Annotated in this window: 22 protein-coding genes, 1 pseudogene and 1 CRISPR repeat array; of the genes and pseudogenes, 14 read left to right on the forward strand and 9 right to left on the reverse strand. The window is 42.2% G+C overall.

Going from position 1 to position 26,872, the window contains the following annotated elements:
- Positions 1–99 precede the first annotated feature (99 nt).
- Positions 100–261, reverse strand: a complete 162-nt coding sequence (locus V7K62_RS01810; protein WP_334861087.1) for a hypothetical protein — start codon at positions 259–261, stop codon at positions 100–102.
- A gap of 1,101 nt (positions 262–1,362) precedes the next feature.
- On the opposite strand from V7K62_RS01810, the gene V7K62_RS01815 reads away from it, so the two are divergent.
- Positions 1,363–1,509, forward strand: a complete 147-nt coding sequence (locus V7K62_RS01815) for a hypothetical protein (protein WP_334861088.1) — start codon at positions 1,363–1,365, stop codon at positions 1,507–1,509.
- 13 nt (positions 1,510–1,522) lie between these two features.
- Here the strand turns inward: V7K62_RS01815 and V7K62_RS01820 are convergent, their stop codons facing one another.
- From V7K62_RS01820 to V7K62_RS01830, 3 genes are all read right to left on the reverse strand, one after another.
- Positions 1,523–1,747 (reverse strand): hypothetical protein, encoded by a 225-nt coding sequence (locus V7K62_RS01820; RefSeq protein ID WP_229484255.1) that lies wholly within the window; start codon positions 1,745–1,747, stop codon positions 1,523–1,525.
- 181 nt (positions 1,748–1,928) lie between these two features.
- Positions 1,929–2,075 carry a hypothetical protein gene (locus tag V7K62_RS01825; protein ID WP_334861090.1) on the reverse strand — a complete coding sequence of 49 codons (147 nt, stop codon included), beginning with the start codon at positions 2,073–2,075 and terminating at the stop codon, positions 1,929–1,931.
- Positions 2,076–2,432: 357 nt separating this feature from the next.
- Positions 2,433–2,978, reverse strand: coding sequence for a hemerythrin HHE cation-binding protein (locus V7K62_RS01830; protein WP_334861091.1), 546 nt, complete (start codon positions 2,976–2,978; stop codon positions 2,433–2,435).
- Positions 2,979–4,146: 1,168 nt separating this feature from the next.
- Between V7K62_RS01830 and V7K62_RS01835 the strand changes: the two genes are divergently transcribed.
- Positions 4,147–4,569, forward strand: coding sequence for a hypothetical protein (locus V7K62_RS01835; RefSeq protein ID WP_334861093.1), 423 nt, complete (start codon positions 4,147–4,149; stop codon positions 4,567–4,569).
- A gap of 79 nt (positions 4,570–4,648) precedes the next feature.
- On the opposite strand, the gene V7K62_RS01840 is transcribed toward V7K62_RS01835, so the two are convergent.
- Positions 4,649–5,878 carry a TetR family transcriptional regulator gene (locus V7K62_RS01840; protein WP_334861095.1) on the reverse strand — a complete coding sequence of 410 codons (1,230 nt, stop codon included), beginning with the start codon at positions 5,876–5,878 and terminating at the stop codon, positions 4,649–4,651.
- Between the two features lie 285 nt (positions 5,879–6,163).
- Between V7K62_RS01840 and V7K62_RS01845 the strand changes: the two genes are divergently transcribed.
- The 4 genes and pseudogenes from V7K62_RS01845 to V7K62_RS01860 all read left to right on the forward strand — a co-directional run.
- Positions 6,164–7,021 carry an acyl-CoA desaturase gene (locus tag V7K62_RS01845; protein WP_334861097.1) on the forward strand — a complete coding sequence of 286 codons (858 nt, stop codon included), beginning with the start codon at positions 6,164–6,166 and terminating at the stop codon, positions 7,019–7,021.
- 121 nt (positions 7,022–7,142) lie between these two features.
- Complete coding sequence (locus V7K62_RS01850; RefSeq protein ID WP_334861099.1) at positions 7,143–7,952, forward strand: Rpn family recombination-promoting nuclease/putative transposase; 810 nt, start codon at positions 7,143–7,145, stop codon at positions 7,950–7,952.
- Positions 7,953–8,028: 76 nt separating this feature from the next.
- A complete protein-coding gene (dusB, locus tag V7K62_RS01855; RefSeq protein ID WP_334861101.1) occupies positions 8,029–9,084 on the forward strand; it encodes a tRNA dihydrouridine synthase DusB in 1,056 nt (351 codons plus the stop codon).
- A 66-nt stretch (positions 9,085–9,150) separates the two neighbouring features.
- Positions 9,151–9,334, forward strand: a pseudogene (locus tag V7K62_RS01860) (NAD(P)/FAD-dependent oxidoreductase); the annotation flags it as partial.
- 105 nt (positions 9,335–9,439) lie between these two features.
- Here V7K62_RS01860 and V7K62_RS01865 read toward each other — a convergent pair.
- Together V7K62_RS01865 and ald are read right to left on the reverse strand one after the other, a co-directional pair.
- Entirely contained in the window at positions 9,440–10,402 is a 963-nt protein-coding gene (locus tag V7K62_RS01865; RefSeq protein ID WP_334861103.1) for an amino acid ABC transporter substrate-binding protein, read from the reverse strand.
- A gap of 147 nt (positions 10,403–10,549) precedes the next feature.
- Positions 10,550–13,028: a CRISPR direct-repeat array (repeat unit 37 nt; unit sequence GTTTCAATCCCTGATAGGGATTTTGGTGAATTGCAAT).
- A 301-nt stretch (positions 13,029–13,329) separates the two neighbouring features.
- Positions 13,330–14,421, reverse strand: a complete 1,092-nt coding sequence (gene ald, locus V7K62_RS01870; protein WP_334861105.1) for an alanine dehydrogenase — start codon at positions 14,419–14,421, stop codon at positions 13,330–13,332.
- Positions 14,422–14,911: 490 nt separating this feature from the next.
- Between ald and V7K62_RS01875 the strand changes: the two genes are divergently transcribed.
- The 6 genes from V7K62_RS01875 (at position 14,912) to V7K62_RS01900 (ending at position 21,192) form a co-directional block, all read left to right on the forward strand.
- On the forward strand, positions 14,912–15,082 hold the full coding sequence (locus V7K62_RS01875; protein WP_334861107.1) for a chlorophyll a/b-binding protein: 171 nt from the start codon (positions 14,912–14,914) through the stop codon (positions 15,080–15,082).
- Positions 15,083–15,447: 365 nt separating this feature from the next.
- Positions 15,448–15,741 carry a hypothetical protein gene (locus V7K62_RS01880; protein ID WP_334861109.1) on the forward strand — a complete coding sequence of 98 codons (294 nt, stop codon included), beginning with the start codon at positions 15,448–15,450 and terminating at the stop codon, positions 15,739–15,741.
- 135 nt (positions 15,742–15,876) lie between these two features.
- Positions 15,877–16,884, forward strand: coding sequence for a WD40 repeat domain-containing protein (locus tag V7K62_RS01885; RefSeq protein WP_334861111.1), 1,008 nt, complete (start codon positions 15,877–15,879; stop codon positions 16,882–16,884).
- Between the two features lie 858 nt (positions 16,885–17,742).
- The gene (locus V7K62_RS01890; protein ID WP_334861112.1) at positions 17,743–18,795 is read left to right on the forward strand and encodes a permease; all 1,053 of its coding nucleotides are present in this window, start codon (positions 17,743–17,745) and stop codon (positions 18,793–18,795) included.
- Between the two features lie 70 nt (positions 18,796–18,865).
- The gene (locus tag V7K62_RS01895; RefSeq protein ID WP_334861114.1) at positions 18,866–19,639 is read left to right on the forward strand and encodes a TIGR03943 family putative permease subunit; all 774 of its coding nucleotides are present in this window, start codon (positions 18,866–18,868) and stop codon (positions 19,637–19,639) included.
- 53 nt (positions 19,640–19,692) lie between these two features.
- Positions 19,693–21,192, forward strand: a complete 1,500-nt coding sequence (locus V7K62_RS01900) for an Ig-like domain-containing protein (RefSeq protein WP_334861116.1) — start codon at positions 19,693–19,695, stop codon at positions 21,190–21,192.
- A 67-nt stretch (positions 21,193–21,259) separates the two neighbouring features.
- Here the strand turns inward: V7K62_RS01900 and V7K62_RS01905 are convergent, their stop codons facing one another.
- The gene (locus tag V7K62_RS01905; RefSeq protein ID WP_334861118.1) at positions 21,260–22,252 is read right to left on the reverse strand and encodes an RNA ligase (ATP); all 993 of its coding nucleotides are present in this window, start codon (positions 22,250–22,252) and stop codon (positions 21,260–21,262) included.
- 265 nt (positions 22,253–22,517) lie between these two features.
- Here V7K62_RS01905 and V7K62_RS01910 point away from each other — a divergent pair, with 265 nt between their 5' ends.
- A complete protein-coding gene (locus tag V7K62_RS01910) occupies positions 22,518–22,745 on the forward strand; it encodes a hypothetical protein (RefSeq protein ID WP_334861120.1) in 228 nt (75 codons plus the stop codon).
- Positions 22,746–23,147: 402 nt separating this feature from the next.
- Entirely contained in the window at positions 23,148–24,668 is a 1,521-nt protein-coding gene (locus V7K62_RS01915; RefSeq protein WP_334861122.1) for a hypothetical protein, read from the forward strand.
- Positions 24,669–24,709: 41 nt separating this feature from the next.
- Here the strand turns inward: V7K62_RS01915 and V7K62_RS01920 are convergent, their stop codons facing one another.
- Positions 24,710–26,833: an NAD(P)/FAD-dependent oxidoreductase gene (locus V7K62_RS01920; protein WP_334861124.1), complete on the reverse strand. Its 2,124-nt coding sequence runs from the start codon at positions 26,831–26,833 to the stop codon at positions 24,710–24,712.
- Positions 26,834–26,872: the final 39 nt, after the last annotated feature.

Consider the following 26,872-nt stretch of genomic DNA (forward strand, 5'->3'; position numbering starts at 1 on the left):
ATGCTTCTCACCCGGTGCAAACCATGATCGTGTCCCCCGGTCGAATTTGCTCGATCGCACCACCCCAGCGCTGTACAAGACCGCATCCTGCCGTCACGATCAGGGTTTGTCCCAACGGGTGGGTATGCCATGCGTGACACTGGCTCCAGATGTGCGGGCTGGATTGGGTGCTGAGAACAGGGGATCAATGCGAACCGTGCCGATAAAATACTCAGCCGATCCTTTGGCGGAAGGCTGTGAGCCACTTTGTTTGATGTCCATTTTCTGAATTCCTTTACTTAATGTCATATCAGTTGCCAGTCCAATCGGAGAAATTGAGCACTTATCACCTGCTCTATGTAATAGGGATGGAAATTTTTTAGGAAGCAAGGTTAGCCTTGATATCTTTTTGGTCGTCAGTCGGCGAATCTCTTACCCCATCAAACCTGAGTTGTCTCTTGGATAAAAATCCAGATGCTTACAAGAAGCCGGAATCGTTTTTTATTGCTTTAGCTTCATTTTATGAATTCTAGAGAGCAAGCAATAGAACGATCGTCTAAGATCGTTGTACAATCCTGCAAACTTACACCTGTTTCAATTTAAGTCGCGATAGATTCTATATATGTTTGCGAGTCGCAACATATAATATAGCCCCAGTTATATTTTAAATCTTTGTAATGCTGGGTTTTCATGCCACAATTCCAGCAGTAGAGAAATTTTGCAGTCTCTAATGGCGCGATCGCCTTCGCCGTAAGTCCGGTTAAGCCAAAGAAAACCATCCTCTAATACTCTGACACGATTTCAAAGTACCTCAACATGACTTTGAAGTACTCCAACACAAGTTTTAAGTACTCCAACACGACTTTCAAGTACCTCAACATGACTTTCAAGTACTCCAACACGACTTTCAAGTACCTCGACATGACTTTCAAGCACTCCAACACGACTTTCAAGTACCTCGACATGACTTTCAAGTACTTCAACATGACTTTGAGGTATTTATTGCTGATTTTTAAGTAGTTTTTTTGACAAATAAAATAAAAGTTTCAGTATAATTTCCTAAAAATAATCAAGTCGATGTCAATTTGCTTTAATTTTTCCGAATTATTTCTCAGAGAAGTTTATTGAACAAGAATTGCGCGGCTACTCTGAAAAGATGTTAATGAGTGTGGCAACCCATTATGGCAAAGACAGTTTGCAATATATCCAGGCGGGAGGCAAGCCACGCAAGAAATTATCACGCCGTTCGAGCAACACCCACTCCCTATCCTGGCTTATGATCCAAACGGGTAGCTTGCTCTAGGGCGGCTTTTATAGGGTTGTAATTGGGCGCGATCGCTTGCTCCTGGTGCGTTTCCCACAGTTTGGCAAGGTCAAAAAGTTATGCAAGCAGGAGTATTTAGCAGTGAATATAACGCTAAAGAAATGCTCAAAACACTCTCTAGCAACTGTTTAAGAGCCATTATGGAACCGTTGAATTATATTTATGATATTTTTCAGCGCGATCGCCTTTGTCGTAAGTTGGGTTGAGGTGACATCTCCATCAGACCTGCTGGGATTGCTGACGCACAGCTTTAATTTCAGCCCTGATTTCATCGTCTGTAATCTCATTCACGGGGGGTTCGGCATAAAGTTCTTGAATTAAAGCCGTCAAATCTGAACGTAAATCTATTTGAATCAAGGCTCTAGCAACTTTTGCTCGTTCGTCTGGCTGCAACTGTTGTACCGCCGTAATGAGTTGTTCCAAAGTAATTGGGATCGATACCATGTCAGTACCCATCATGATGGTTTCTTAAATTTTAGTGCGTTTGTGCGATCGCTATCAGTCCCAAGGAGAATTGACGACTTGTATTTATTCATTCGTTGCAGTCAGCCTGGCAAATATGAAGGTCAGATCCTTTTCATTCCCTTTTTTTGATTGTCATTGGCGATCGCGGGTCAAAATGAAATCAATCGACTTGAGAGAGCGATCGCTTTTCTAATGTGGAGGAGGCAATCGCGGTTTCATCAAAAGAGCGATCGCACACCCTTATATCTGCACTGATTTGGCTACTTGCGTCTGGATACAGCAGGCTCAGTTTTTTCCGTTTTACCAACTTTTGATGATTGGGAAGCGGCTAAGATATCCAGGGCAGACAAATGACGAAACTCGACAGAACAAGGGGTGGCGTTACCGTCAGTATGCCAGATTTTTATCGTTTTACCAACATTCGGTTATTTGTTGGGATTTAAGTTCTATCTTGATCAGTAAGCATCACTGTAACTGCTGTTACAATGATGCTCACTATGAAACGTAATTATAAAGGTTTCAGTCGGCAAATTTGAGATCCCCTTAATTGGGATAATTGTTTTGAGTTAGAGATGATTCACTCTTGAAAAGTATGCTTCAATGTAGCATAAATCAGATGAATCTATTATGCTCCCATGAATGACGCGCCCTCTGCCACTCATTGCTAGCTTACCGCGCTGCTTACAGCACCCTTAAGGGCTGCAATTCCCTGTTCAATGCTAGCCCACAGACCCATGTCAGGTTCTTTACCGGCTATCTCTCGCGTTCCGACGAAGTAAAGAACGCCTTTAAGAATCTCTTGGTGAGCGCGATTTTCAAAATTAACTCGGTTGAGCGGTTCCATCACATCTTGAAGCTCATCACTCAAGGACTGGGCAACCTTGTGTAGAACCAGCCCAGTCATTGTCTGTTGATGCTTTAGCAACTCAAGCTGTAAGTACTTGTCATACAGAGTTAGCTCGGAACCGCTCATCATTTGGCTTACCTTCTGGGCATGTTGTTGAGTAATGTCGCGAGGTTCTGCTGCGTTGCCGTATCTAGAAATAGCTGCTTCGATGATGCCGAGATTTTCGCGATCGGTCTTAATCATTCCTTCGAGCCGCTCGCAAATCGTATTGTCGTCCGTCTGTGCTATTAACTTTTGCTCAGTTTCCAACAGAACATTCTGAAAAAGCTTTAGATCAGCAAGCTTAGTCGCTATATTTGTCACATCGGTCATTATTATTAACTCCAGACTACAGGTTTTATCGGTTATCACAAGCTCTCCTCACTTTTTCCATATTCTCGTGAGATTTAAGTAAGTCCGTCCCTCTTCAGAAAGATTTATATCAAGTTCGTCATAGCAGGCTATCAACGCTGAATGGCACGAATAAAAGCGGAAATCCTTACCAGATGGAGATTACAGCTTTTCATGAATGAGTAGTGAATGAATAGTCAGGCGATAGCCCTTGGTGGGCACTCCGTGCCATCGCGCATCCGCATACCTGCGTTGAAGAGGAGACTTGCGCCTGGAAACAGCAGGTTCACTTTTTTCCGTTTTCCCAACAATGGGTCATAAGTTGGTATTTGAGTTATGACTGGATTAATTAGTAACTATGTACTAAAAAAATGTCTACTTATAGCCTTCTTGTGTTTGGTTAAAACAGAGAAGTAAAAAGCTGAAACCTATACAAGATAAGCTTTCTCAGCCTAAATTTCTGTTGTATGCAGAGTTCTCGGCTTAATATTTTAAGCGACATCAATTAGTCATTGTATAGATGATGTCGAATTTCTCTATTATGTAGCGACAGCTATTTTATGAATAGGCAGGCAAGAGGCAAAAGGATTCTAGAAGGTTAAGGTCTACTGAGTTTTTTCACGCAATCAAATAGAACTCCTATAGTTGAATTATATTTATGATCCTTTTGGGCGCGATCGCCTTTGCCGTAAGTTGGGTTAAGCCGAAGAAAACCATCCTATAATACTCTGACACGATTTCAAAGTACCTCAACATGACTTTGAAGTACTCCAACACAAGTTTTAAGTACTCCAACACGATTTCAAAGTACCTTGACATGACTTTGAAGTACTCCAACACGACTTTTAAGTACCTCGACATGACTTTCAAGAACTCCAACACGACTTTTAAGTACCTTGACATGACTTTTAAGTACTCCAACACGACTTTTAAGTACCTTGACATGACTTCGAGGTATTTATTGCTAATTTTAAGTAGCTTTTTTGACAAATAAAATAAAAGTTTCAGTATAATTCACTAAAAATAATCAAGTCGATGTCAATTTGCTTTAATTTTTCCGAATTATTTCTCAGAGAAGTTTATGGTTGCATTGGCTAGAGTATATGCAGTAACCCTATAACCTCCTTCAGGAGCGCATTTCATGGCACGACTAAAACGCAGTTCACCCTCTCTCGAAAAAGCTCTACGTCGAATTGCAGGAATGCGATCAATTAGCTCTACGCTAGAATTTGGCAACGGATTAAATTTGACAGACTACGACAGCCGCATCCAAACCTTGCAAACCGAGCTATCTACCTACAACACTTCACTCTCTAGCCTAGATGAAATGGCAGGTCGCCTCTCTCTAATTGAAGAAGAATTGCGCGGCTACTCTGAAAAGATGTTAATGAGTGTGGCAACCCATTATGGCAAAGACAGTTTGCAATATATCCAGGCGGGAGGCAAGCCACGCAAGAAATTATCACGCCGTTCGAGCAACACCCAATCCCTATCTGAGAGTACAGCTACAATCTTGAATGGTGCAAACAACAATGGTAAAGAAACCTCTGTTGTTTTACCTTAATCGTTTAACTGCATCATGCTGACCGATTCAGTTATCAGTTATAAGTTGACTGTTCACTCATAAGTAATCTCCCCACTCCCTATCCTGGCTTGTGATCCAAACGGGTGGCTTGCTCTAGGGCGGCTTTTTCTTTGGCTCGGCGGACATAGGGTTGTAATTGGGTGCGATCGCAACTTGTTAAAATAGTCAAGTTTTCTAAGCTGATTCCCCGCATTAACATTTCTACGCGCCAGGTTTGTTGTGCCTGGGCTACAACTGGGGTTTGTCCTTGGGGAGTTAACAATCCTTGACTCCATGTTTCCCAACGTATCTGAAGCTCTGATTCTGAAAGCGGTTTGCCTGTTTCATTCAAAAACATCGCTGTTTGAGCATCTTTACGGCTTTTCAGCCATTTAATTAAGGGATTATTCGTAAAAGAGCCGTAGCGTTTGCTCAAAATCCACTGATTTACAGGTACTTGACGGACAAATCCGGGGATGATGATTTGCAAAAAGTACCCTTGAGTATCATAAATTTGGTGCGATCGCTCCAAGCTAATTATTTCTGTGGCGGATAACCCAGCCCCAAACAACACATAAGCCAAAGCATAATCTCGCATTCCCAATTTCCGAGCTTGTTGCAGAATTCCGTGAACTAAACTAGCTGGTAAATCAGCTACTTCTGTGGTAATAAAACCTCCTTGTAAAGAGTTTGTTGCTGATTCCGCTGAAGATGACATGGCTCCATGTAAAAACAACTCGACCAAATTTTCCAGAAAATCATCCCGATCCTCCCAAAGTTCGTGAAATTCGCTGGTGAACTCAATTACGGCATATCCCAAGATCATCCCATTCAGCAAACTGGCTAATTTTTCTGCCGGTAAGTAGGTATTTAGGTGTCCTTGCTGGATTACAGTAGCTAAATACTGAGCTACATAGCGGTTTGCCTCTGTTACTCCCCTGCCTAGTGCGCGGCGATTTTCTGCCGGGAATTGGTCGGCTTCACCTACCACAGACCGGACGAACTCTGGCACTCGTTCTAATGCATGTAAAGTGTCACTTGCATAATCTTTAAGAGCTTGGTAGACATTGCCGGGAGGCGTAGCCCGCCGTACCAGCGACTCACCTAAATCCTTAAACGCTGCGGACTCTTCCAGCACTGCTAAAAGCAGTCCATGCTTATTGCCAAAATTCCGAAATAGAGTCACTTCGTTGACTTCGGCTTTTTCAGCAATTTGGCGGGTTGTAGTGGCGCTGACTCCGTGAGCAGAAAACAACTCAAGTGCAGCTTGAATCAGGCGTTTACGAGTGGAAAGGAGTTGAGACGACATAGAAAAATGCAAGTGGCACTTGCAGGGGTATCAGAGTTCTGCTAGCATAACAAATGTAAGTGACACTTGCTTTACTCTACCCTACGGGTGACGCTACGCACAGTCGGTAGCGCGGCGCTAACACCAGTCGCTAATGGGAGAAACCCCTTTGGCGCTAATCTCTCCCTTTGGGAGAAGACGACGCTGGTTCACTATTAACGAACTGGTGTGCAGGGCGGGTAAATCCCTGTGGGATTATGCCCGATAAAAAGCAAATCGCTTTGTTATCTATCAACAGGAATTTTTATGACCGCAAATTTTGGGGCGATCGCCCCTGAGAGAGGCAACTCACCTCAACTCAGTTGGACAAATGTAGTATTTTTTGCTGCATTTCATGCTTTAGCACTTCTGGCTCCTTGGTTTTTCTCCTGGCCAGCATTAGGTTTACTAGTGTTTCTGCACTGGTTATTCGGGAGTATTGGTATTTGCCTGGGATATCACCGATTACTGAGCCATAAAAGTTTCCAGGTTCCCAAGTGGTTAGAGTATGCGATCGCCCTCATTGGAGCGCTGGCTTTGCAAGGCGGGCCAATTTTTTGGGTAGGTGGACACCGCCAGCATCACGCCCACACAGAAGATATCAACTTAGATCCCTATTCTGCCCAAAGAGGATTTTGGTGGAGCCATATATTGTGGATTTTCTACCCGCGTCCAGAATTTTTTGACTATGAAACCTATAAAAAATATGCCCCTGATCTAGCCAGACAACCCTTTTATTGCTGGCTGGATCGCTACTTCTTGGTTTTGCAAATACCCTTCGGACTGCTGCTTTATGCTTTAGGAGGATGGTCTTTTGTATTCTACGGAGTGTTTCTCAGATGTGTCTTGCTTTGGCATTCAACCTGGTTTGTCAACTCAGCATCACACCTGTGGGGTTATCGCACCTTTGATGCTAATGATGGCGCTCGTAATCTCTGGTGGGTATCCCTTGTCACTTATGGAGAAGGATGGCACAACAACCATCATACTTATCCCCACATGGCGAAATCTGGGTTGTCTTGGTGGGAAATTGATGTTACTTGGTGGAGTATCCTAGTGTTGCAGACTTTGGGTTTAGCCAAAAAAGTTATCTCGCGTCCTCCTCAAGGTGCAACTCACGGCTAAATTGCAACTAAATTATCATGAATTTGTTATGCCGATTGCTTCCCGCAGTCGGCTTACTAATTTTTATCAGTAGTATTTCACGGTAAAATTGCAACGGGCAAATCTCAGCAACACATCAAGCGTGAAAACTGACAGCATTTTTTACCGCCTTTTTCAAGAATTTCCTGCCATCTTTTTTGAATTAATTGGCAACTCACCCGAAACCGCAGAGGGTTATAAATTTTCCTCAATCGAAATCAAGCAAACTGCATTCCGTGTAGATGGTGTTTTTATCCCAACACAAGGGGAAGAAAATCCGATTTACTTTGTTGAAGTGCAGTTTCAAACCGACACAGAAATTTATTCACGCCTATTTTCAGAAATCTTTTTATACTTACGCCAAAATAAACCTAAAAATTCTTGGCGAGGAGTAGTTATCTATCCCAATCGCAGTCTAGATACAGCAGATATCAAGAATTACAGCGAATTTTTCACTAGCAAGCGGATCACTCGCATTTATCTTAATGAATTAGGTGAAACTGCATCGCTGCCAGTTGGAATTGCTACTATGAAATTAGTTGTCGATGAAGAGGACACAGCAATTACATCTGCTAGGCAGTTAATAGATAGAACTCAGCAAGAAATTAACATTGAACCACAACGGCGGAAGTTACTAGAATTAATAGAGACAATATTAGTTTACAAGTTTCCGACGATGAGTCGAAAGGAGATTGAAAGTATGTTTGGATTAAGCGATTTGCAGCAAACACGAGTTTATCAAGAAGGCAAGGAAGAAGGCAAGGAAGAAGGAGCGCGTCAAGAAAAATTTAGAATGATACCTTTGTTATTCAAATTGGGATTGAGTTTTGAAGAAGCAGCGAAAGAGTTAGGTTTGAGTTTAGAGGAGGTTCAGCAAGAAATGCAAAAACAGCCTCCAAGTCAGGATATGTAACCTACAATTAGCACTGATCAGAGATACCCCTAAATATTTCTGCTATTTTTCATTCCCGCAATTTTTAATTTTTTATATGATTTCGCTGTCTCCCATTCTCCAAGCTAGACTCTCCCAACCCCTCAAAATTGGCTCGTTTGAGGTAAAAAGTCGCGTTCTCCAGTCACCTTTATCTGGAGTGACGGATTTGGTGTTTCGCCGTCTCGTGCGTCGCTATGCACCAGATTCGATGATGTATACCGAAATGGTGAATGCTACGGGGTTGCATTATGTCAAGCAGCTACCCAAAATCATGGAGGTAGACCCTAATGAACGTCCAATTAGCGTTCAACTATTTGATTGTCGTCCCGATTTTCTAGCAGAAGCAGCAATCAAGGCAGTTGCCGAAGGTGCTGATACTGTTGATATTAATATGGGTTGTCCGGTTAATAAAATCACTAAAAATGGTGGCGGTTCTTCGTTGTTGCGGCAACCAGAAGTAGCAGAAGCAATTGTGCGGGAAGTGGTAAAAGCTGTTGATGTCCCTGTAACCGTAAAAACCCGTATTGGCTGGAATGACAACGAAATTACTATTCTCGACTTTGCCAAGCGGATGGAAGATGCCGGGGCGAAAATGATCACAGTACACGGACGCACCCGCGCCCAAGGATACAATGGCAATGCCCGTTGGGAATGGATTACCCGTGTAAAAGAAGTGCTTTCTATCCCAGTGATTGGGAACGGAGATATTTTCTCAGTTGAAGCGGCGGTGAAATGTTTAGAACAAACTGGCGCTGATGGTGTGATGTGTTCCCGTGGAACTTTGGGTTATCCCTTTTTGGTGGGAGAAATTGATCACTTCCTGAAAACTGGGGAGATATTACCAACACCAACCCCAATTGGACGTTTGGAATGTGCAAGAGATCATTTACAAGCCTTATGGGAATATAAAGGCGATCGCGGTGTACGTCAAGCCCGTAAGCACATGACTTGGTATGCTAAAGGTTTTGTTGGTGCTGCCGAACTCCGAGGACAGCTAAGTGTAGTTGAAAAAGTAGATCAAGGTTTGGCAATGATTGACCAAGCTATTGAAAAACTCGCGAATGGTTATGAATTAGAGGAAGAAACGGAAGGTAATTTGGTGATGCTTTAAAAAACTAAGTAAGTCGGCACAATCAAACCCGACTATGTAAAGAAAGATAAACTAGGCTAAAACCCTCTTGCCTATTGCCTCACTCTCACAGAAGATTTCCGCAGCATCAAAACCTCAGAAGCGAGAATTTTACTATTGCAAGGGGGCGATCGCTTTCTCCATCCTCCCACACATTGCGCCAGAATTATCGAAAGTAGCAGCAGAATCTTTGCAAAAATTGGGCGTGATTATTCACACTCAAACCAAGGTCTATTGGAGTAATGAGTGCCGTGTTGGTGGGAAATCTTGGGTGAAGATTAGTTGTTCCAGGAAAAAGTCTATCTCAAATTTTTTCACCATCAATACCAACTACAGCCTATAACTCTTTCTGGGGAATCTCTTCGTGAAAGTCGATCGTCAATTGCATAGTTTCCACAGCTAAATCACGTAAGTCTCGATTTAGAAATATAACACCTTGAGAACCAAACCAACGGTCAAAAATCGCAACATATTTGGGATTTTTATTAACAAACCCTTGCATAAACTTGACAAGGGAATAATTCACTGAGCCGAGGAATTTAGAGTTATTCTCAGGAACCATGCAAGCAATTCCTTCTCGTGAATAAGGACGAGGAGGTACGATGGCAAAACTATCTTGATTTTTTGCTGTTTGTAACCATCCCTCTAAAATAATGCTATCGGATGCAAAAGCATCAATTTTACCCTGTTCTAAAGCAGCAAATCCTTCTGCTCTAGTCTTAAAATATACAAGTTTAGCTTGGGGTTGTATCTGCTTGATGGCTTGTTCGTTGGTAGTTCCAGCTAGCACAGCCACACGCTTGTTAATCAGAGATTCCGGCGAACCTAAATTGCTGTCCTTCTTAATTAAGATTTGAGTACCTGTTACACCATAGCTGATTGAAAAATCAACCTTTTTATCTCGCTCCCAAGTAAAACTACTAGCATCACACACAATATCAACTTGTCGGTTAATTATCTTGGGAATCCTTTCTGCTGGGGTAACTCCAACTAATTCAAGTTTAATTTTTTTGCCTAATTCTTTCTCTAACTGCTTCTGGATCAAAGTCAGCATATCCACAGAATAACCAATCAATTTTCCTTGACTGTCAGAGTATGCAAAAGGTAAAGCATCTCTACTTGTACCAGCCGTTAATACTCCTGTCCGTGCTACTTTTTGCATCACAGTCTCTGCCCCTGCAACACCAGGCATGAATGCTGGTAATATCAAACCGAATATTACAGGCGCAAGATTTCTATATATCTTCGACTTAGTAAAAGCAGGTAAACACGAGAGATTTACTTTAGTATTAACAAACATATTCAAATCTTTGGGCATCCACAAATATCAAAGTAAAAAAATTATCTCTGTCAATTGTCAAATAAGCAGTTCTAGAAATGATTCTTCACATTTTACCCTATTGCAATCTGCGAAACGAGAAGAGTGACAGCGCCTTGGCGCAACAGCGTTTCAATCCCTAATAGGGATTTTAATGAATTGCAATTCTATTGCAGTGTACACAGCCTGTTTATTCTCGTTTCAATCCCTAATAGGGATTTTAGTTAATTGCAATTTGGGTATTTCCAGTGAAAGCCGTTGCACTCAAGTTTCAATCCCTAATAGGGATTTTAGTTAATTGCAATTTTTATTAGAATCGGATGAATCTGTCATATTAATAGTTTCAATCCCTAATAGGGATTTTAGTTAATTGCAATCCGAGAATTATTAATCTAAAATCTTCTCCAAGTTTCAATCCCTAATAGGGATTTTAGTTAATTGCAATCCTTGTCCATTGCCCCAAAGTTGATGAGTTCATCGTTTCAATCCCTAATAGGGATTTTAGTTAATTGCAATTACAATCCATATACTCAATCAATTAAAGTTTACGGGTTTCAATCCCTAATAGGGATTTTGGTGAATTGCAATTTGACCCAGAGTTGAAACCTGACGAAGCTACGTTGTTAGTTTCAATCCCTAATAGGGATTTTGGTGAATTGCAATCTGAATACTACTGCTGCTACGGGTGAACTTCTAAATTCTGTTTCAATCCCTGATAGGGATTTTGGTGAATTGCAATTTGTAGAGAACTGTCCCTACCAGCGCTTAGAGCAGTTTCAATCCCTGATAGGGATTTTGGTGAATTGCAATTCTATATCTACTGTCGAATATGAAGAGTTAGAAAGTTTCAATCCCTGATAGGGATTTTGGTGAATTGCAATTGTCGGTGGAAAATATTTAAATATACTATTTACGTTTCAATCCCTGATAGGGATTTTGGTGAATTGCAATTGGTCGCAGTCTGCGAATGTACGAAAAAGTGTAAGTTTCAATCCCTGATAGGGATTTTGGTGAATTGCAATAGCGATCGCGCCTTCTGCTGACCGAGGAGGAATTAAGTTTCAATCCCTGATAGGGATTTTGGTGAATTGCAATCAGGGGACGTGGGCAAGCAAGGGACACCCGGCGGTTTCAATCCCTGATAGGGATTTTGGTGAATTGCAATCTCAGTGCATTCAAGTAGATGTCGCACCTAGTTATAGTTTCAATCCCTGATAGGGATTTTGGTGAATTGCAATTTGCTGTTTTATCATCCCTAATCCCTCCAGCTTTATCTAGTTTCAATCCCTGATAGGGATTTTGGTGAATTGCAATCAATGCGCTGGAATCCGTAAAGAAATACCACCCAGGTTTCAATCCCTGATAGGGATTTTGGTGAATTGCAATGGTAAAGCCGATGAATCTTGCGGCCCTGCATCCAGCAGTGTTTCAATCCCTGATAGGGATTTTGGTGAATTGCAATGGTACTTTGAGAAATTGGGAGCTAGGGGATAGTGGTTTCAATCCCTGATAGGGATTTTGGTGAATTGCAATGGCATGATTCTGAGCTAGATAGAGACTACATAGTTGTTTCAATCCCTGATAGGGATTTTGGTGAATTGCAATTTGCCCTCTGCTCAGATTAGAGTTTCTTATCGGGTCGTTTCAATCCCTGATAGGGATTTTGGTGAATTGCAATATAAACACATTAACGGTTGCCCAGGCACAAAGAGTTTCAATCCCTGATAGGGATTTTGGTGAATTGCAATGTAATTGCTCAACAATCCACTTATAGCCCATCTTTGGTTTCAATCCCTGATAGGGATTTTGGTGAATTGCAATTGCACAGCCTACTGGATACCAGCCTAGTGGTTTGTTTCAATCCCTGATAGGGATTTTGGTGAATTGCAATAAATTTCGTCCAGTCTCGTAGCCATACAGTTCACCGTTTCAATCCCTGATAGGGATTTTGGTGAATTGCAATGCGGAGATCCTTATCAATTTGGTGTCAATAAAAAGTTTCAATCCCTGATAGGGATTTTGGTGAATTGCAATGCTAAGTTTGGGTATGAGCAGCAGAAAGATAGTGTTTCAATCCCTGATAGGGATTTTGGTGAATTGCAATAGGTAACGAGTTCGACATAGCTAAAGGTAAGTTTGGTTTCAATCCCTGATAGGGATTTTGGTGAATTGCAATATCAACGATTGGTATTGTTCAAAGTTCATGATATGTTTCAATCCCTGATAGGGATTTTGGTGAATTGCAATAAACAGACACTAAGAAGTTTTGCCGTAGCTTCGACTCGTTTCAATCCCTGATAGGGATTTTGGTGAATTGCAATATCCTCTTGATCTTCTAAGAGAAGTTTCTTTTTTCTGTTTCAATCCCTGATAGGGATTTTGGTGAATTGCAATAAGTAGTAGTCCTGTTTGACAATGATGATGCAGGTTTCAATCCCTGATAGGGATTTTGGTGAATTGCAATCCGTAAGTGTATAGTATCCAGAGAACGAAGAGTGTGTTTCAATCCCTGATAGGGATTTTGGTGAATTGCAATTTTTTTAAAATTAGAAGGGCTTTAAAGGGTGTTAGGTTTCAATCCCTGATAGGGATTTTGGTGAATTGCAATCGCTGGGGTCTGAAAGCGCTGCTGTATTTGGTTTTCAAGGTGCAGTTGCGCGAATGAGTGAATCATAACACAGGGAATAGTCATAGCACAAGATCCAAATAGCTGAAAACCAGTCCCCATAAGGTGCGCGGATGTTTTGAAAGTACCATTACCCTCAAAACCTTGTATAGATGGAGATGCAACCATTTTTTGCCCCTTCTCATTTTGTACACCTACCCATCCGCGCATAAGGCAAGAAAATTAGTCTGATTGCCGATCGCTATCTCTATTAAAATAAGCGATCGCCTAATACTTGCACACCTTAATTTACCAAATCAGGGAATACCTCTTGCACAGCCGGATGCACTAAGTGATGATTCTGCACATTCACACCCTTAGCTAATGCTGGGTTAACCTCCAGTGCCAAAATTCCCAAATTCGCCAACTGGACAACATAAGGTAATGTACTGTTGTTGAGTGCCTGAGTTGCTGTCCAAGGTACTGCCCCTGGCATATTGGGAACACCATAATGCACCACACCCTCTTCAATGTACACCGGATTTGTGTGGGATGTAGGGTGTAAGGTTTCTATGCAACCGCCTTGGTCAACAGCTACATCAACTATTACCGAACCAGGACGCATTTGTTTGACCAATTCACGAGATACTAGTATTGGCGCTCTCCGTCCTAAGACTAAAACTGCACCGATGAGCAAATCGGCTTCAATGACTGCGGCTTCAATATGAGCAGAGTTGCTGTAAAGCAATTCGACTCTAGAGCCAAAAAGGGTTTCTAAGTAAGATAAGCGCTCGACACTTACATCTAAAATTTGTACGCTAGCACCCACGCCTACCGCAATTTTAGCCGCTTCTGTACCAACAACGCCGCCACCTAAAATTACTACTTTGCCTGGTTTGACTCCAGGGACACCACCCAAAAGCACACCTCTACCACCTTGCTGACGTTCTAAGAATCTCGCCCCAAATTGTACTGCTAGCCGACCGGCAATCACGCTCATGGGGGTGAGCAAGGGTAGTTTGTTAGCACCAGGTTGTTCTACAGTTTCGTAGGCGATCGCACAAGTGCCACAATCAATTAAATGCTCCGTCAATTTGCGATCGGCTGCTAAATGTAAATAAGTAAATAATATCTGCCCTTTCTGCAAAAATTTATACTCAGATGTCAGCGGCTCTTTGACTTTAACAACCAATTCCCGATTCCAAGCCGTTTCTGATGTAGGAACAATCTCGGCTCCAGCAGTTCTGTAGTCATCATCGGAGAATCCAGCACCATTACCTGCTTGCGTCTCGACGAAGATGCTATGACCATTTTCTCGCAGCACCCGCACACTAGAAGGACTTAACCCTACCCGAAACTCTTGATCCTTATTTTCCTTGGGAACGCCGATTTCCATATATCGCCTCTGATAATTTTTTTGTTTAACTCTAGCCTGTCAATCTCAAGCTTGCTACTTCCGTCTTCCTAGTTCCGTATTAGAGATAGCTAATCTCTGTTCTAACTTTCTCAATTCAATCTGAGTAGTCCAAACTCTTACCCTTGACTATTGCCCCAGTATTTATACAATATATAAAGAATAGTAACATTTTATTAAAAGAGCGATTGTATAGCTCCCTACTAGGAAGCTCTTGCTGAATTTAAGCACTGCAATCAGCTTTTAAGCTATCCTGACTTTTCATGTCATCTGAAAAACTTAACGCCAAACCTAACCCTCTTGCCGATGCGGGAAGGGGAAAAATCCAAAGTCTCTCTCGTTTTAGGAGAGAGAAATGGAAGTGAGGTTTTCCAGATACCATGAAAAGTAAGTACCGCTTATCCCCACTTTCCGCGACTTCTACCATAAATCTGATATCAAGTCCCGTTTGCCGAAAAAAGGTTTTTTAAAAATGACACAAACACAACCAACGATTACACCTAAACTAGAGGAGCCTAAGTTTGGCTTTAACGAATATGCCGAACGCTTGAATGGTCGAGCGGCAATGATTGGCTTCGCGTTGATGCTGGTGATTGAATATACAAGCAATCAAGGGGTGCTATCATGGCTGGGTCTGAACTAGTGCCACCCATAAGCACGATCTTGAAGTTGTAAGCTAATAATTAAAAGAGTTTCAACCAGCTGGAACAACCAGTTGGTTTTGACTTCAACAATTAATAGCGGAGTACTTCGCCCTAGATAGATTAATTAGACTTATTCATAAATAACTGCCCTAGAATGTAAGCAAGAGAGAAATCAAAATACCTATTACTGATTGAAATATCATAGACTTGCAACTAGTATATGCAAGGCGATTAATGAGTACACTTCCTCCCCTACTAAAGAAAATCATAAATTAGTGTCTGCCTTAGATAAGAAAGGCAAATTACGGGTGAGGTATTCTTGGTAAATATACACAAAAGGTGAACTGGAACCAACCAAGCTGTGATGAATGCTGTATTACCTCGTTTTTTGAAGTCAACCTACCGAAAAGAGCCAATAATCAGTGTATTGATGACGATGGGCGTTATGGATGCTCTGATTGGCGGATTAAATGATAGCTGGTCGTTGTTCGCTTTTGGTTTGGGAACGGCAGGGATAGCGCTAGGCTTTAAGTTGTGGCGTTTCCAGCAGCGTCGTCCTTTACCAGAGGAGCCTGTAGTGCAACATTATTTGCCCTCTCGTTCTTCTAGTGCGCCTTTACCAATGTTAAGCGTTTCTAAGAAAAAACCACCTCTTTAGGAAATGCAGAGTTATTACTTAATAACTCTGCAAAATTAATTGGTGTAACCATATCTATAAAAGTGAGGAAAAAGAGTGAGGAGTGAGGGAAGAGGTGGGGGTAATTTTCTGCGGCCGTCTATTATCCTGGCATTTATGGCAGCTGTTGCCCTTCCACTGACTATCTGGGAAGGGTTTTACATTCATCAAGCTCATGCTGCTATTGAAGTAACGCCAAACTCCCAAGCTACCAGCAGCTTTGCTAATGCCCAACTACTTTACACACTCAGAGGACATAACGGAACCGTTAAATCCCTCGTTTTTACTCCAGATAGCAGAGTGCTTGTGAGTGGAGGTGCAGAAAATGAGGGTGTAATTCGCCTGTGGAATCCAGCAAATGGCAAAAAGTTGGGAAATATTAACAAAGCACACAAAACAGCCATAGAATCTTTAGTGATTTCGCCAGATGGTCAAACCCTCGCTAGCTGTAGTGATGATAATACGATTAACCTCTGGAGCCTGAAAAATTTTAGATTTAGCCGCTCTTTTGTCGGACATACCAGTAACGTATTATCTTTAGCGGTGTCTCCTGATAGTAAAATTCTCATCAGTGGAGGTTTGGATGGGATTCGTCTGTGGGACTTGTTACAGCAACGCCCTCTAGGAACCCTAGTACGTTTTGATAATTTGATTTATACCCTAGCTATTAGTCCAGATGGACAGACCTTGGCTAGTGGTGATAATAAGGGTGTAATCAAGCTGTGGAATTTGAGTACTGGTAAATTCATCAGTGAATTAGTAGCTCATTCTAATGCTGTTAGCAGTGTCATCTTTACACCAGACGGACAAACATTAGTTAGTGCTAGCCGCGATCGCACCATAAAACTGTGGAATATTAATACTGGAGAATTAGTCCGCACCCTTACAGGACATAATAACTGGGTAAATGCGATCGCGATTAATCCCGATGGACAAACCCTTGCTAGTGCCGGCAGAGATGGGATTAAATTGTGGAATTTAACTACAGGTGAGTTAATAAATACACTGAGTGGACATACAGACTGGGTAAGCGCGATCGCTTTTAGTCCAAATGGTAAAATTCTTGCCAGTGGTGGATTTGATGAACAAATCAAGATTTGGGGGATTCCACTAAAACGTAATTAACAGCGAAGGGTTGGGGGTGGGGTGTTAGGGGACTTTTGCAAGAGGTCTACTAGCTCTGTGATTTAATTTTAGATTTTGGATATTAGATTTGTTTCACGTAGCTTCAGTAGTGCAGATACGTAGGTTTTAATTTGGTATATTTTTGACCTAGAGAGACTATCTAAAACTGCCTTCACAGCTTTAGAGCAAGCAGTCAACGGTGTTAACCCTATTTATGTTTCAGCTATTTCAGTGGTTGAAATTGCTTTAGGATTTACGCAAAATCACACGCTGTAGGGGCAATTCATGAATGGCCCCTACAGCGTGTAACATAGTTTAATTTATTCTTACCCACTTGCTTATCAGCATTTACCGGAGCTGCTAAAATTTAGTCTTGCCTTTTTAGAGTTTTTGTAGTAGAAAATCAACCAAAGCTCAGATCAAATTTTGCTATAACTAGGCAAAACCAATGATGGTAGCAACCAAGAGCGATGTCTAAGACGGGCTACGCCTACCCCAAATGTTGAATAACTGTGAATACTTGATGAAAATACAGCCGAGCTAATATCTTATCCAGCAAATTACTGTAAGTATAAACATAGGTAATTTCAAATTATCTGTGCAGTTACTTGCCCTCTATATCGGAACAATTTCTGAACTTAGACAATCTGAGAAATGGTTATCGTCAGTAAATGCACTCAGGTAAAAATCACTATCTCTTGTGAAGCAAAGGTTTCTAGCGCTTAAGCGCTACTTGAAACGTCGGATAACTTGCTACTTAAATGATATTTAATTTTCCCGAACTGCTTTTGATCCCCATTTCGATAGAATGACTAGGCAGAACCCTAAAACTCAAAACCGCTTTTGACTGCGACGCCCATGAATCAACTGAACAATGGTTTTACGCTATTTTTAAGTCTGCTAGTCGAGGCGATGCCTTTTTTGCTTATTGGGGTTTTATTCTCCAGTTTGCTGCTGTTTTTTGTTGATGAGCGCAAACTAGTAGAAAAAATGCCCAAAAATCCGCTGCTGGGTGCTTTAGTTGGCAGTATGATCGGCTTTTTATTTCCGGTGTGTGAGTGCGGGAATGTACCGGTAGCGCGGCGGTTCCTAATTCAGGGAGTACCCACACCAGTCGCAATTGGTTTTTTGCTAGCAGCACCAACAATTAACCCAATTGTAATTTGGTCAACTTGGACAGCATTTCGAGATCAGCCAGAAATAGTGGTTTTAAGAGTCGTATTTTCCTTAGTAATTGCCACAATTATCGGGTATGTTTTCAGTTTTCAAAAGGACTTAAATCCCATAGTCCAACCTGCGATCGCTCGTTATATGAAGTTTAATCCACCCGCGCAGCCTGAAACCAAACGCCGTGGTAAGCGTTACCAAGTAGAACAGGAAGCAACAGTACCGAATATCTTGCAATCCGGGACTTATATTTTAGGGGGAAGAGCGGGTATACCTCTGCGGATAGATGCTAATTTGATACCGCCTACCTCAAACTCTACTTCCAATAAACCGCTTGCAGATAAACTGCGCCTAGTTGTGGATAATAGCATCCAAGAATTCCGAGAACTGGGCGGAATCATGGTTTTAGGGAGTGCGATCGCTGCTGCTATTCAAGTCCTAGCCCCCCGCGAATTAATTCTCAGTTTGGGTGCTGGGCCTATTACTTCAATTGTGATCATGCTGATACTCGCAGTGGTGGTGTCAATTTGTTCTACAGTCGATTCTTTCTTCGCCCTATCTTTTGCCTCAACCTTTAGCAGCGGTTCATTGTTGGCATTTCTAGTGTTTGGGCCAATGATTGACATCAAAGGTATTGGTTTGATGTTATCCATTTTTAAACCGAAAACGGTTTTTTACTTATTTGCTTTAGCAGCACAATTAACATTTGTGTTCACCCTTTTTCTTAACTTGCACGTCCTTTAAAAAATTATTTGTCATTTGTCATTTGTCCTTTGTTAATGACCAATGACCAATGACTAATGACTCTTGATTAATGAATAACAAAAATCCCAAATCTAAAATCCCAAATCTGTTACTCCCTTGGCTGGATGCTCTAGCAATTATGTCTTGGGGCATTTTGATGTTGAGATATTGGCTAACTAATAAGCTGAACCTATTGATTCACCCAAATTACATTTGGTTCGTGGTTGTGACTGGTATCAGCTTGATCGTTATTGGTTTCTTCAAGATGCAGGAACTTTGGCAACGGCGTCGCCGTGATGTGACGCCAAACTCCCCGCATATTAGTTTATTTCCCCCTGGTTGGGGGAGTGCTTTGTTGTTGACCACAGCGATTCTGGGTTTTATCATTACACCGCAAGTTTTTGCTAGTGACAAAGCACTCCAAAGGGGCGTAACGGCTGATTTATTGGGAAGCACGCGTGTCAAACCCCAAGCCTTTCGCGCTACTGTTCGCCCAGAGGAGCGATCGCTTGTAGACTGGGTACGCACTGTGAATGTCTATCCAGAACCAGATACATATACAGGACAAAAAGTCAAGGTGCAGGGATTTGTGATCCACCCGGCGGATATAGGAAAAGAATATTTGTTTTTAGCACGATTTGTTTTAACTTGTTGTGCAGCAGATGCTTACCCTGTGGGATTGCCCGTCAAACTACAAAATAATCAAGAGCCTTACTCCGCTGATACCTGGCTGGAAGTCGAAGGACAAATGGTGACAGAAAATTTGTCAGGTAAACGCCAACTTACCATTGCCGCTACCTCTCTCAAAAAGATTCCTCAACCGCAGAATCCTTATAGTTATTAGTCATTAGTCCAATGCCCAATTCCCAATTCCCAATTCCCAATGCTTAACGACAAATGACGAAATCTAAAGCATTTATCCAACCACTCGATCGCATAGCGATCCCACTAATGCTACTGCTGAGTGTGCTGATTGGGTTAATCATATTGCAAGGTGATGTGGTAACTGCTCGTGTCCGGGAATTTACCTGGCAAAATCAACAAATTGGGGCAGAAGATAATTCCTTCACCCTCACCTTCAGCCGCCCAATGGAAGTAAAAAGCGTAGAGGATAACTTGAAAATCGAGCCACCCCTAGCAGGTAAATTCAGTTGGGCAGGGCGGCGAATGGTTTATACACTGCTAACACCAGCACCTTATGGCACGAATTATAAAGTGCAGTTACAGGCAGCCAAAGATAAGTTTGCCCAGCAAGAAGGCAAAAATCGGGTGATACAGCCCTTTGTTGGTAGCTTCCGTACACGCGATCGCGTTATCCTTTACATCGGAACCGATCAAGAAGAACAGGGACGGTTAGTTCTTTACAACTTGACCCAAGAGCAAAAAAGGGTACTTACCCCCAAAGACCTGATAGTAATTGACTTTGAGTCTTTTCCAGATGGAGAGAAAATTTTATTTTCTGCTCGCCCAACTAAGAACCAAGACTTACTCTCAGCTCAACTTTACACAGTTACAACAGGCGTTTCTGGTAAATCTGGACAAGAAGCAGAACCAGAAGGCAAAGTTGACCTGACTTTAGACAGTAAAGATTATCAAAACCTGAAATTTGACTTATCACCTGATGGGCAAACTATTGTCATTCAGCGGGGAAACAAAACTAATCCCGGCGACTTTGGACTATGGTTTATGCCAGCAACCAGTGACGGTTCAGCCGAAAAACCCGCCCCGAAACGCCTAAAAAGCCAACCAGGGGGAGACTTTATGATCACGCCAGATAGTAAAGCCGTTGCAGTTGCCCAAGGACAAGGAGCAGCAATTTTACCACTGCAAGGTGATGCCAGTAAACCTTTGGATTTTCTGCCGCAGTTTGGTTTGGTAGAGGCTTTCTCCAAAGATGGCTCTCAAGCCGCGATGGTAAAGTTTAATACAGATTACACGCGGGATTTATTTTTGGTGACAAACCAAGGTGTGCAGAAACAACTATTAAAAACAACAGGCTCAATTCTCAGCTGCCAATTTGATATCGCCTCACCCACCCTTTACTGCTTGTTGACACAGCTAGTATCTAAGGAACAATACATAGAACAGCCTTATGTGGTGGCAATTGATCTGAAAACCGGACAACAGAAACCACTGCTAGTACTACCTCCTGCTCAACGGAATGTGCAAATGAGTTTATCTGCCGACGGTTTGGGTTTGCTATTTGACCAAATAGTACCGCAGACAAACCCAACAGCATCATTACCCACCAACACTTTGAAAACGGATGATGGAGATACGATCGCTACCAGTAGCCTGTGGTTAATGCCTCTGTTGCCCATCGCTGATGCTGCCACTGTTGAAATTAGACCCGAACAACTCCCCTTAGCCGGATTTCATCCCCGGTGGCTACCTTAAGAGAATAATTCGTAAGTCGATTTGGAAGGTCAGTTAAGGTGTGTTGCCAGCAAAAATCGAGTTGAACCTAATGGAGTTCGGTTCCATCCTTACGGAGCAGATAGCGATCGCTAATCAACTTTAAGACTACTCTACCTATTTCTGGATGCGTTTTCTCAATGAGTGGTTGCACAATAACGCCTTCCATGATGCAATTAGGACTGACTACACTATTGGCATTATTGAACTGAGACACCGCTTCCCAAGTGTAAGCACCGATATAAAGCACAGGTACTCTCGGCAAAGCAAATTCCTCGCAAAAAGCCATAAAATCGTTGTAATTGAGAAAATAACTGCCGCGACGCACAGCAAATATAGCAATTCCAATCTTGCCATTATTCAAGCCATATTTGATATCTTGTACGCCGTAGATTTCCCCAAAAATCTGAGTTTCTGGTGGAAGTTTCTGGAAAGCTTCATTTTCGTTGTAAGCACGAATATAAACTAATATTTTGTTTACTTCGCTGTTTTTCCAGAAGTAATTATGGCTGCCAATTTTAGTTGTGCCATCAGCATCAACTAAAACAGTGAAGTTAGTTCCGTGCAACTTCTCTGTTACAACAACTTCTTCACCTTCAATTAGGATGTTTTTGTAACGTTTCAGGTTTTCTGGACTGGGGAATTTGTAATGTCCAATAAAATTTTCTACTTCCCCGCTCATCCCTTGAGGAATTGGATATTCGTACTTTGTTACACCAAAATACTCCGTGTAGTCGTCTCCGACATTTCCCATAAAGTTATTACCAACGGGAATAAGCAAACCCTCAGAAAAAATTCCCCGAAGTTTGGCAGCACGCAGTTTTTTTGAGTAGTAGTTACGAATACCAAACTTATCTAAAAAGTTTTCTGGAATAACACTATCAATAGGAAAGTAAAAAGCTAAATCTCCAGGGTGAAAGTTACCTTTGACTATAATTACTTGATACCCCATACCTTCAATAGAGGCAATGTCTAACCTATCCGCATTGGGATGAGGATTAATACTGTTGATTTTGACAACTTCGACTTTAAAAATACTCATATTTTACCTCTTTAAAACAAACAAAATATATTTTATAAAAACTATAGGTTTAGTATACATATAGCGTTTCCTGATCATACAAGGTACATCATAGCCCCCTCCTCGCTTGCGGGGAGGGGGTTGGGGGTGGGGTTCTTGTACATCACTTAAGCGAGAACCGCTATAAGAACTTTTAAATTAGCTTATATCAGACGGCTAAACGTCCCAAAATATATATAAATACTGGCTGTAATATAAAACCATTTTTTAAGTATTTAAAAAAACTTTGGCTATTGGTATTTTTAGCTTTTTGTCTAATATTTACAGCTTGTATTCGCTTCCGAGCGATGCAGCACGTAAACTGATTGGTAAGTTAGATTATTTAGTTCAATACTTTTATATTACAAATATACTACAAAAGTTTCAAGTTGAGAAAAATGTTTGCGATCGCCCAAGATTAGAAAATTATTGTCGAATAGTAGATGCTTATGGTGATATTGATCCTAAGTTATAAAGGATAGAGTGTAAAAATATACTAGATAAAAGATTTTCTAACTTCAATCTTAAGATAGATGCGATTATGAAAAATAAACTGTATGGTTAGGCAGTTTTTTCATATATAAAAACTTCATCAGCCAATCCAGTTTAGTTTTTAAGTATCGGGTTTCTCCTCTTTGCCTCCTATTCCTAAACGCGGCCCGAGTTCCCCTTGCGCCTCTTCTTGACGGGGAAGAGCATCATAGTGTTATAACGGCATCAGTCTAGATACAAGATGGGGAACACCAATTGATAATTAATTGCTGGTGCTTAGAGAGAGTTAAACTTAGCTTCTAGAGCAAACCCTGATTAGACACAGTTGATAAGCAATGCTAATGCCAGCACTGCTGAATATTTTTAAGCAGGTGAGTCAAGAGTGATGAATGAAGCTAACACCTCAAACAAGGGGGCTGTGATGGAATCCCTAAATTCTGCTAATTCGCCACAATCAGAGGAGGCGAGTTGTCCCTTTTACTCAGTTGTGCCTAATGACAGTATGGCAGTTAGACAACTGCCACTCCTTATGCCAGCTGAAGATACACAATTTTCACAAGATACCACCCAGCAGGACTGGGTTGCAGAGCCTGAAAGCGGCAAACAAGCACTTATTGACTCGGAATTTCAGAACCTGCTGGCATTGAACGAAGAATTACGTGCCGCTAACAATAACTTGTATGAACAAGTGGAGCACCTAAAAGACAACCTAGCTGAGTCAGAAAAGGTTTTGCAGTGGCAGAAAACGCGTTCTAGCGTTAGTGAGTCGATGCTAAATCAACATACTCAGGAACTGGCTGCCGCTCAAGAACAGATAAAATCTCTATTTCAACAATTAGAAACTGCCGTACAAACTGTTCAACGCCAAGAAATTTTCATTGATACTCATAAAGCACAGCTCCAAATTAGCCAACAACGCCTTGCCCAATTAGAGCGAGAATGCACGTTGCTACACACTAACAACAACGAACAGTCTCAGCAGCTATTGCAATCAGAAAATGCTTGTCGGGAGTTACGTACTAGACTGATGCGACAACAACGCCAGACGCTACAATTCAAAGCAGCTCTGGAAAAATGTCTAGATACATCTGTTCCTAGCTATGACTCCTTAGAGGATGCTGCAAAACATCCTAAAGACATAACTAGTAGCCAAGGAAGATTCTCTAGAAAAGCTCGGTCTTTGTTTCCTAACGCACAGCCAATTAAACCTTGGTCAGCAGAAGAAGAATCCTTGAGTAACGATCTAGATAATTCTTGGGGCGAACCTTCAGCACCAATCCCATTCCAAAGAAATGAAGCCACTTCCACGCCATCATCTCCTTGGAACTGGACAGTTAAGAAAGACACGCCAACACCAACACAACCCGCGCCATCTCCAGAAGTTGACGATTCCCCAGATACAGCGGAAGCTGTTTCACCTTTGGGTTCATCAAATTTAGATCAGCAATTAGATAGTCTAATTCAAATGTTTTTCACCTCCCAACCTGCATCTCCATCACCACCCCCTGCTGCGAAAACGGATGTAAGTGATACCCCTATTTGGGAGACTTTAGCAACAATCTTAGAAGACGATGAGGAACAGTTGGAAGCAGAAATTAATCCTCCTGCAACTACCTCTACTTTTTCGACGACGGATTCTGTGCTTTCACCAGCCAATAACTTACTGGTTTCCTCCACTCCACCTGACACCGAAACGCCTGTTGGAGAAACTGAAGACTATTGGTCAGAAGTTTCACAATTGACGCAGTTGGAATTGTCAGCAACTGATTTGTCCCCAGAGTCATCAGGTGATAACACCAATGATGCCAATTCACCTTCACCAGTGGTTTATCCCCAGCGTCCACCCAAGGGGCGTAAGTCATTGGCATCTGTGGAACTGCCGAATTTTCGCCCCAAGGATAAATAGTTATTAGTATTAGACAAATGTCTAATACTAATAACTAATGACTAATTGAGAATCCTTGCTTCTGACTTCGGAATTATCGCTTCTGGGTTGGTTTTTGCTACCTGACTGCGCGATCGCGGTTTGCCTGTGGCGATCGCATAATTAATTGCCAACAGCCACAGCCACAAGCCGGGATTCCGGGGTTCCAGCCAAAAACCTACCCGATTCAAGAAGCGCCCAAACCACGGACTTAGTAAAGCGCTAACCAGGGCATGACGACCGAAGTTGAAATAACTACCAAGCCATCGCACTAAATCTCTAGGGCCAGCAAGTTCCCAAATCCATAAAAGTAAGGCAGGATTTTTCCTAGCTGCTTTCAGTGCTAGGCGGTTAAAGGTTAACCAATCACACCGATCTTTGATGAAGTTATCTGCCACCTCTAGCGGTTCGTCGGCTAACAGCCCAAAAAAGGTATTGAGCATGGAGTTAATCCGTTGGGGTGGTAAAAATTTCCCTGTGGGCACCATCATCCCTTTGGAAAATAGCCAAGTTACTGAAACATTGCTTTGGTAGGCGCGAATTTGGTTCAAGTGTCGAAAACTCAACAAGTCATGTTTGAGAGCAGTATCCAACAGCGTTGTTAAGCGCTCTAAGTTGCGAACTAGGGAACCAAAACCGGTGAAAACCAGGGGAGACTGGAGTGATGCGGCATCACCGATCGCAATCAATCGATCAAAGGCAACTGTGCGATCGCTACTTCCCACACTAAAATGCCCCGGTATATACCCAAATGTCGGCTTTTTCCACACCAATTTGTCCATATCGCACCGGCGATACTCTGGCAAAATCGTGAAAAAGTCCTCGTACATCTCTAGCAAGGAACCGGGATTTTCAGCATTGACTTCGTGGTAATGAAATAAATAAATCGTCAGTTCATCATCTGCTGCGGGAAACAATTCCCAAATCAACTGCCTTCCCCGCGAAATATCCCCATGACTGTAAAGAACGTCTCCATATTGGGAATCCCATACCCCCGGCTCAAATCCGCTCTCAATTGCTGCTCCCACCGTCGGACAGACACTATCAAAGGCACGACCACCATTTAATTGCCACGCTATGGGGGATGCAGTTCCCATTGCATCTATTAGCAGTCGTCCACTTACTTGTTTTTCAATTTGACTAGGTAAGTGCTTGACTTTCAAAATGACTTGTGATATATCAATATCTGCACGGATAAATTCTGTTTCATCCCAGATATCACCGCCTGCCGCTTGCAATTTTTGCCCACACATTTGCAGCCATTTTTCGGAATCTAAGCCTAAATTTAGGACTGTGGGTGTGTGCAGGATGGGCGATCGCAGTTTGACTGGATTATTAGCATCAAAAAACTTATTGAATCCATCTTTGTATTCCCTGGCAATGATGGTTTCTAACTCAGCGGGGGTGACTAAACCCAGGTTAACCAAGCTTTGAATCTCATCGCGGGAAATATTCCATTCTCGATTCATCCGTCCAAAGGGCATTCGTTCCACCAGCAAGACTTTATATCCCAGTTTCGCCATCAGCGCTGCATGAATCGCGCCTAATGCGCCACCGATATAAATAATGTCGTACTGGGGATTAGGATTTTCTTTTCCCCAGTCCCCAGTCCCCAGTCCCCAATCCCCTTGACTAGAAAACACCACTTGACGCGGCTGCTGCGGATTCCGTACTCCTTCGCGCCATCGTTGTTCCCACCAGTAGGCACGCGTTAGATCATATTCACCGTTGGGCATTTTCTGAAAATATTTGACGGTGAGGGGGTAAACAGAGCCTAGGGCTGCAAAAATCGATTGCTGGGATAAATCAATTGCTGGCGGTTCTGGGTAATGATGCGGAAAACGGCTTCTGATTTCCTTAGTCAGACGTTGTAGGATTTGTCCCTCACTGGGAAAGGGTTGTTCTGTCCAACGAAATACTTTTAGATAAGTCGTTCGTTGCACCGACCAGACAAATACTGAAAGTTCCGCAGGCAAGTTTTCGGAAATAGCCACCCCAGCAGTTGTAGTTGCAGTGGGTATTTTGAGGCGAAAGCCTTCCGAGGTAAGCACTTTTTCTCCATTTCCGGGTTCAAAATCTGTTTGTAACCAGTTACGCACAGTTGCTATATCTGGAGTTGGAACTTCTAAATAAAGGATTTCTTTCATCTTTTCCTGACATCTCCCATCAATCTACTCACTAAGACA

This window comes from Nostoc sp., assembly GCF_036917935.1.
Classification (GTDB): Bacteria; Cyanobacteriota; Cyanobacteriia; order Cyanobacteriales; family Nostocaceae; genus Nostoc.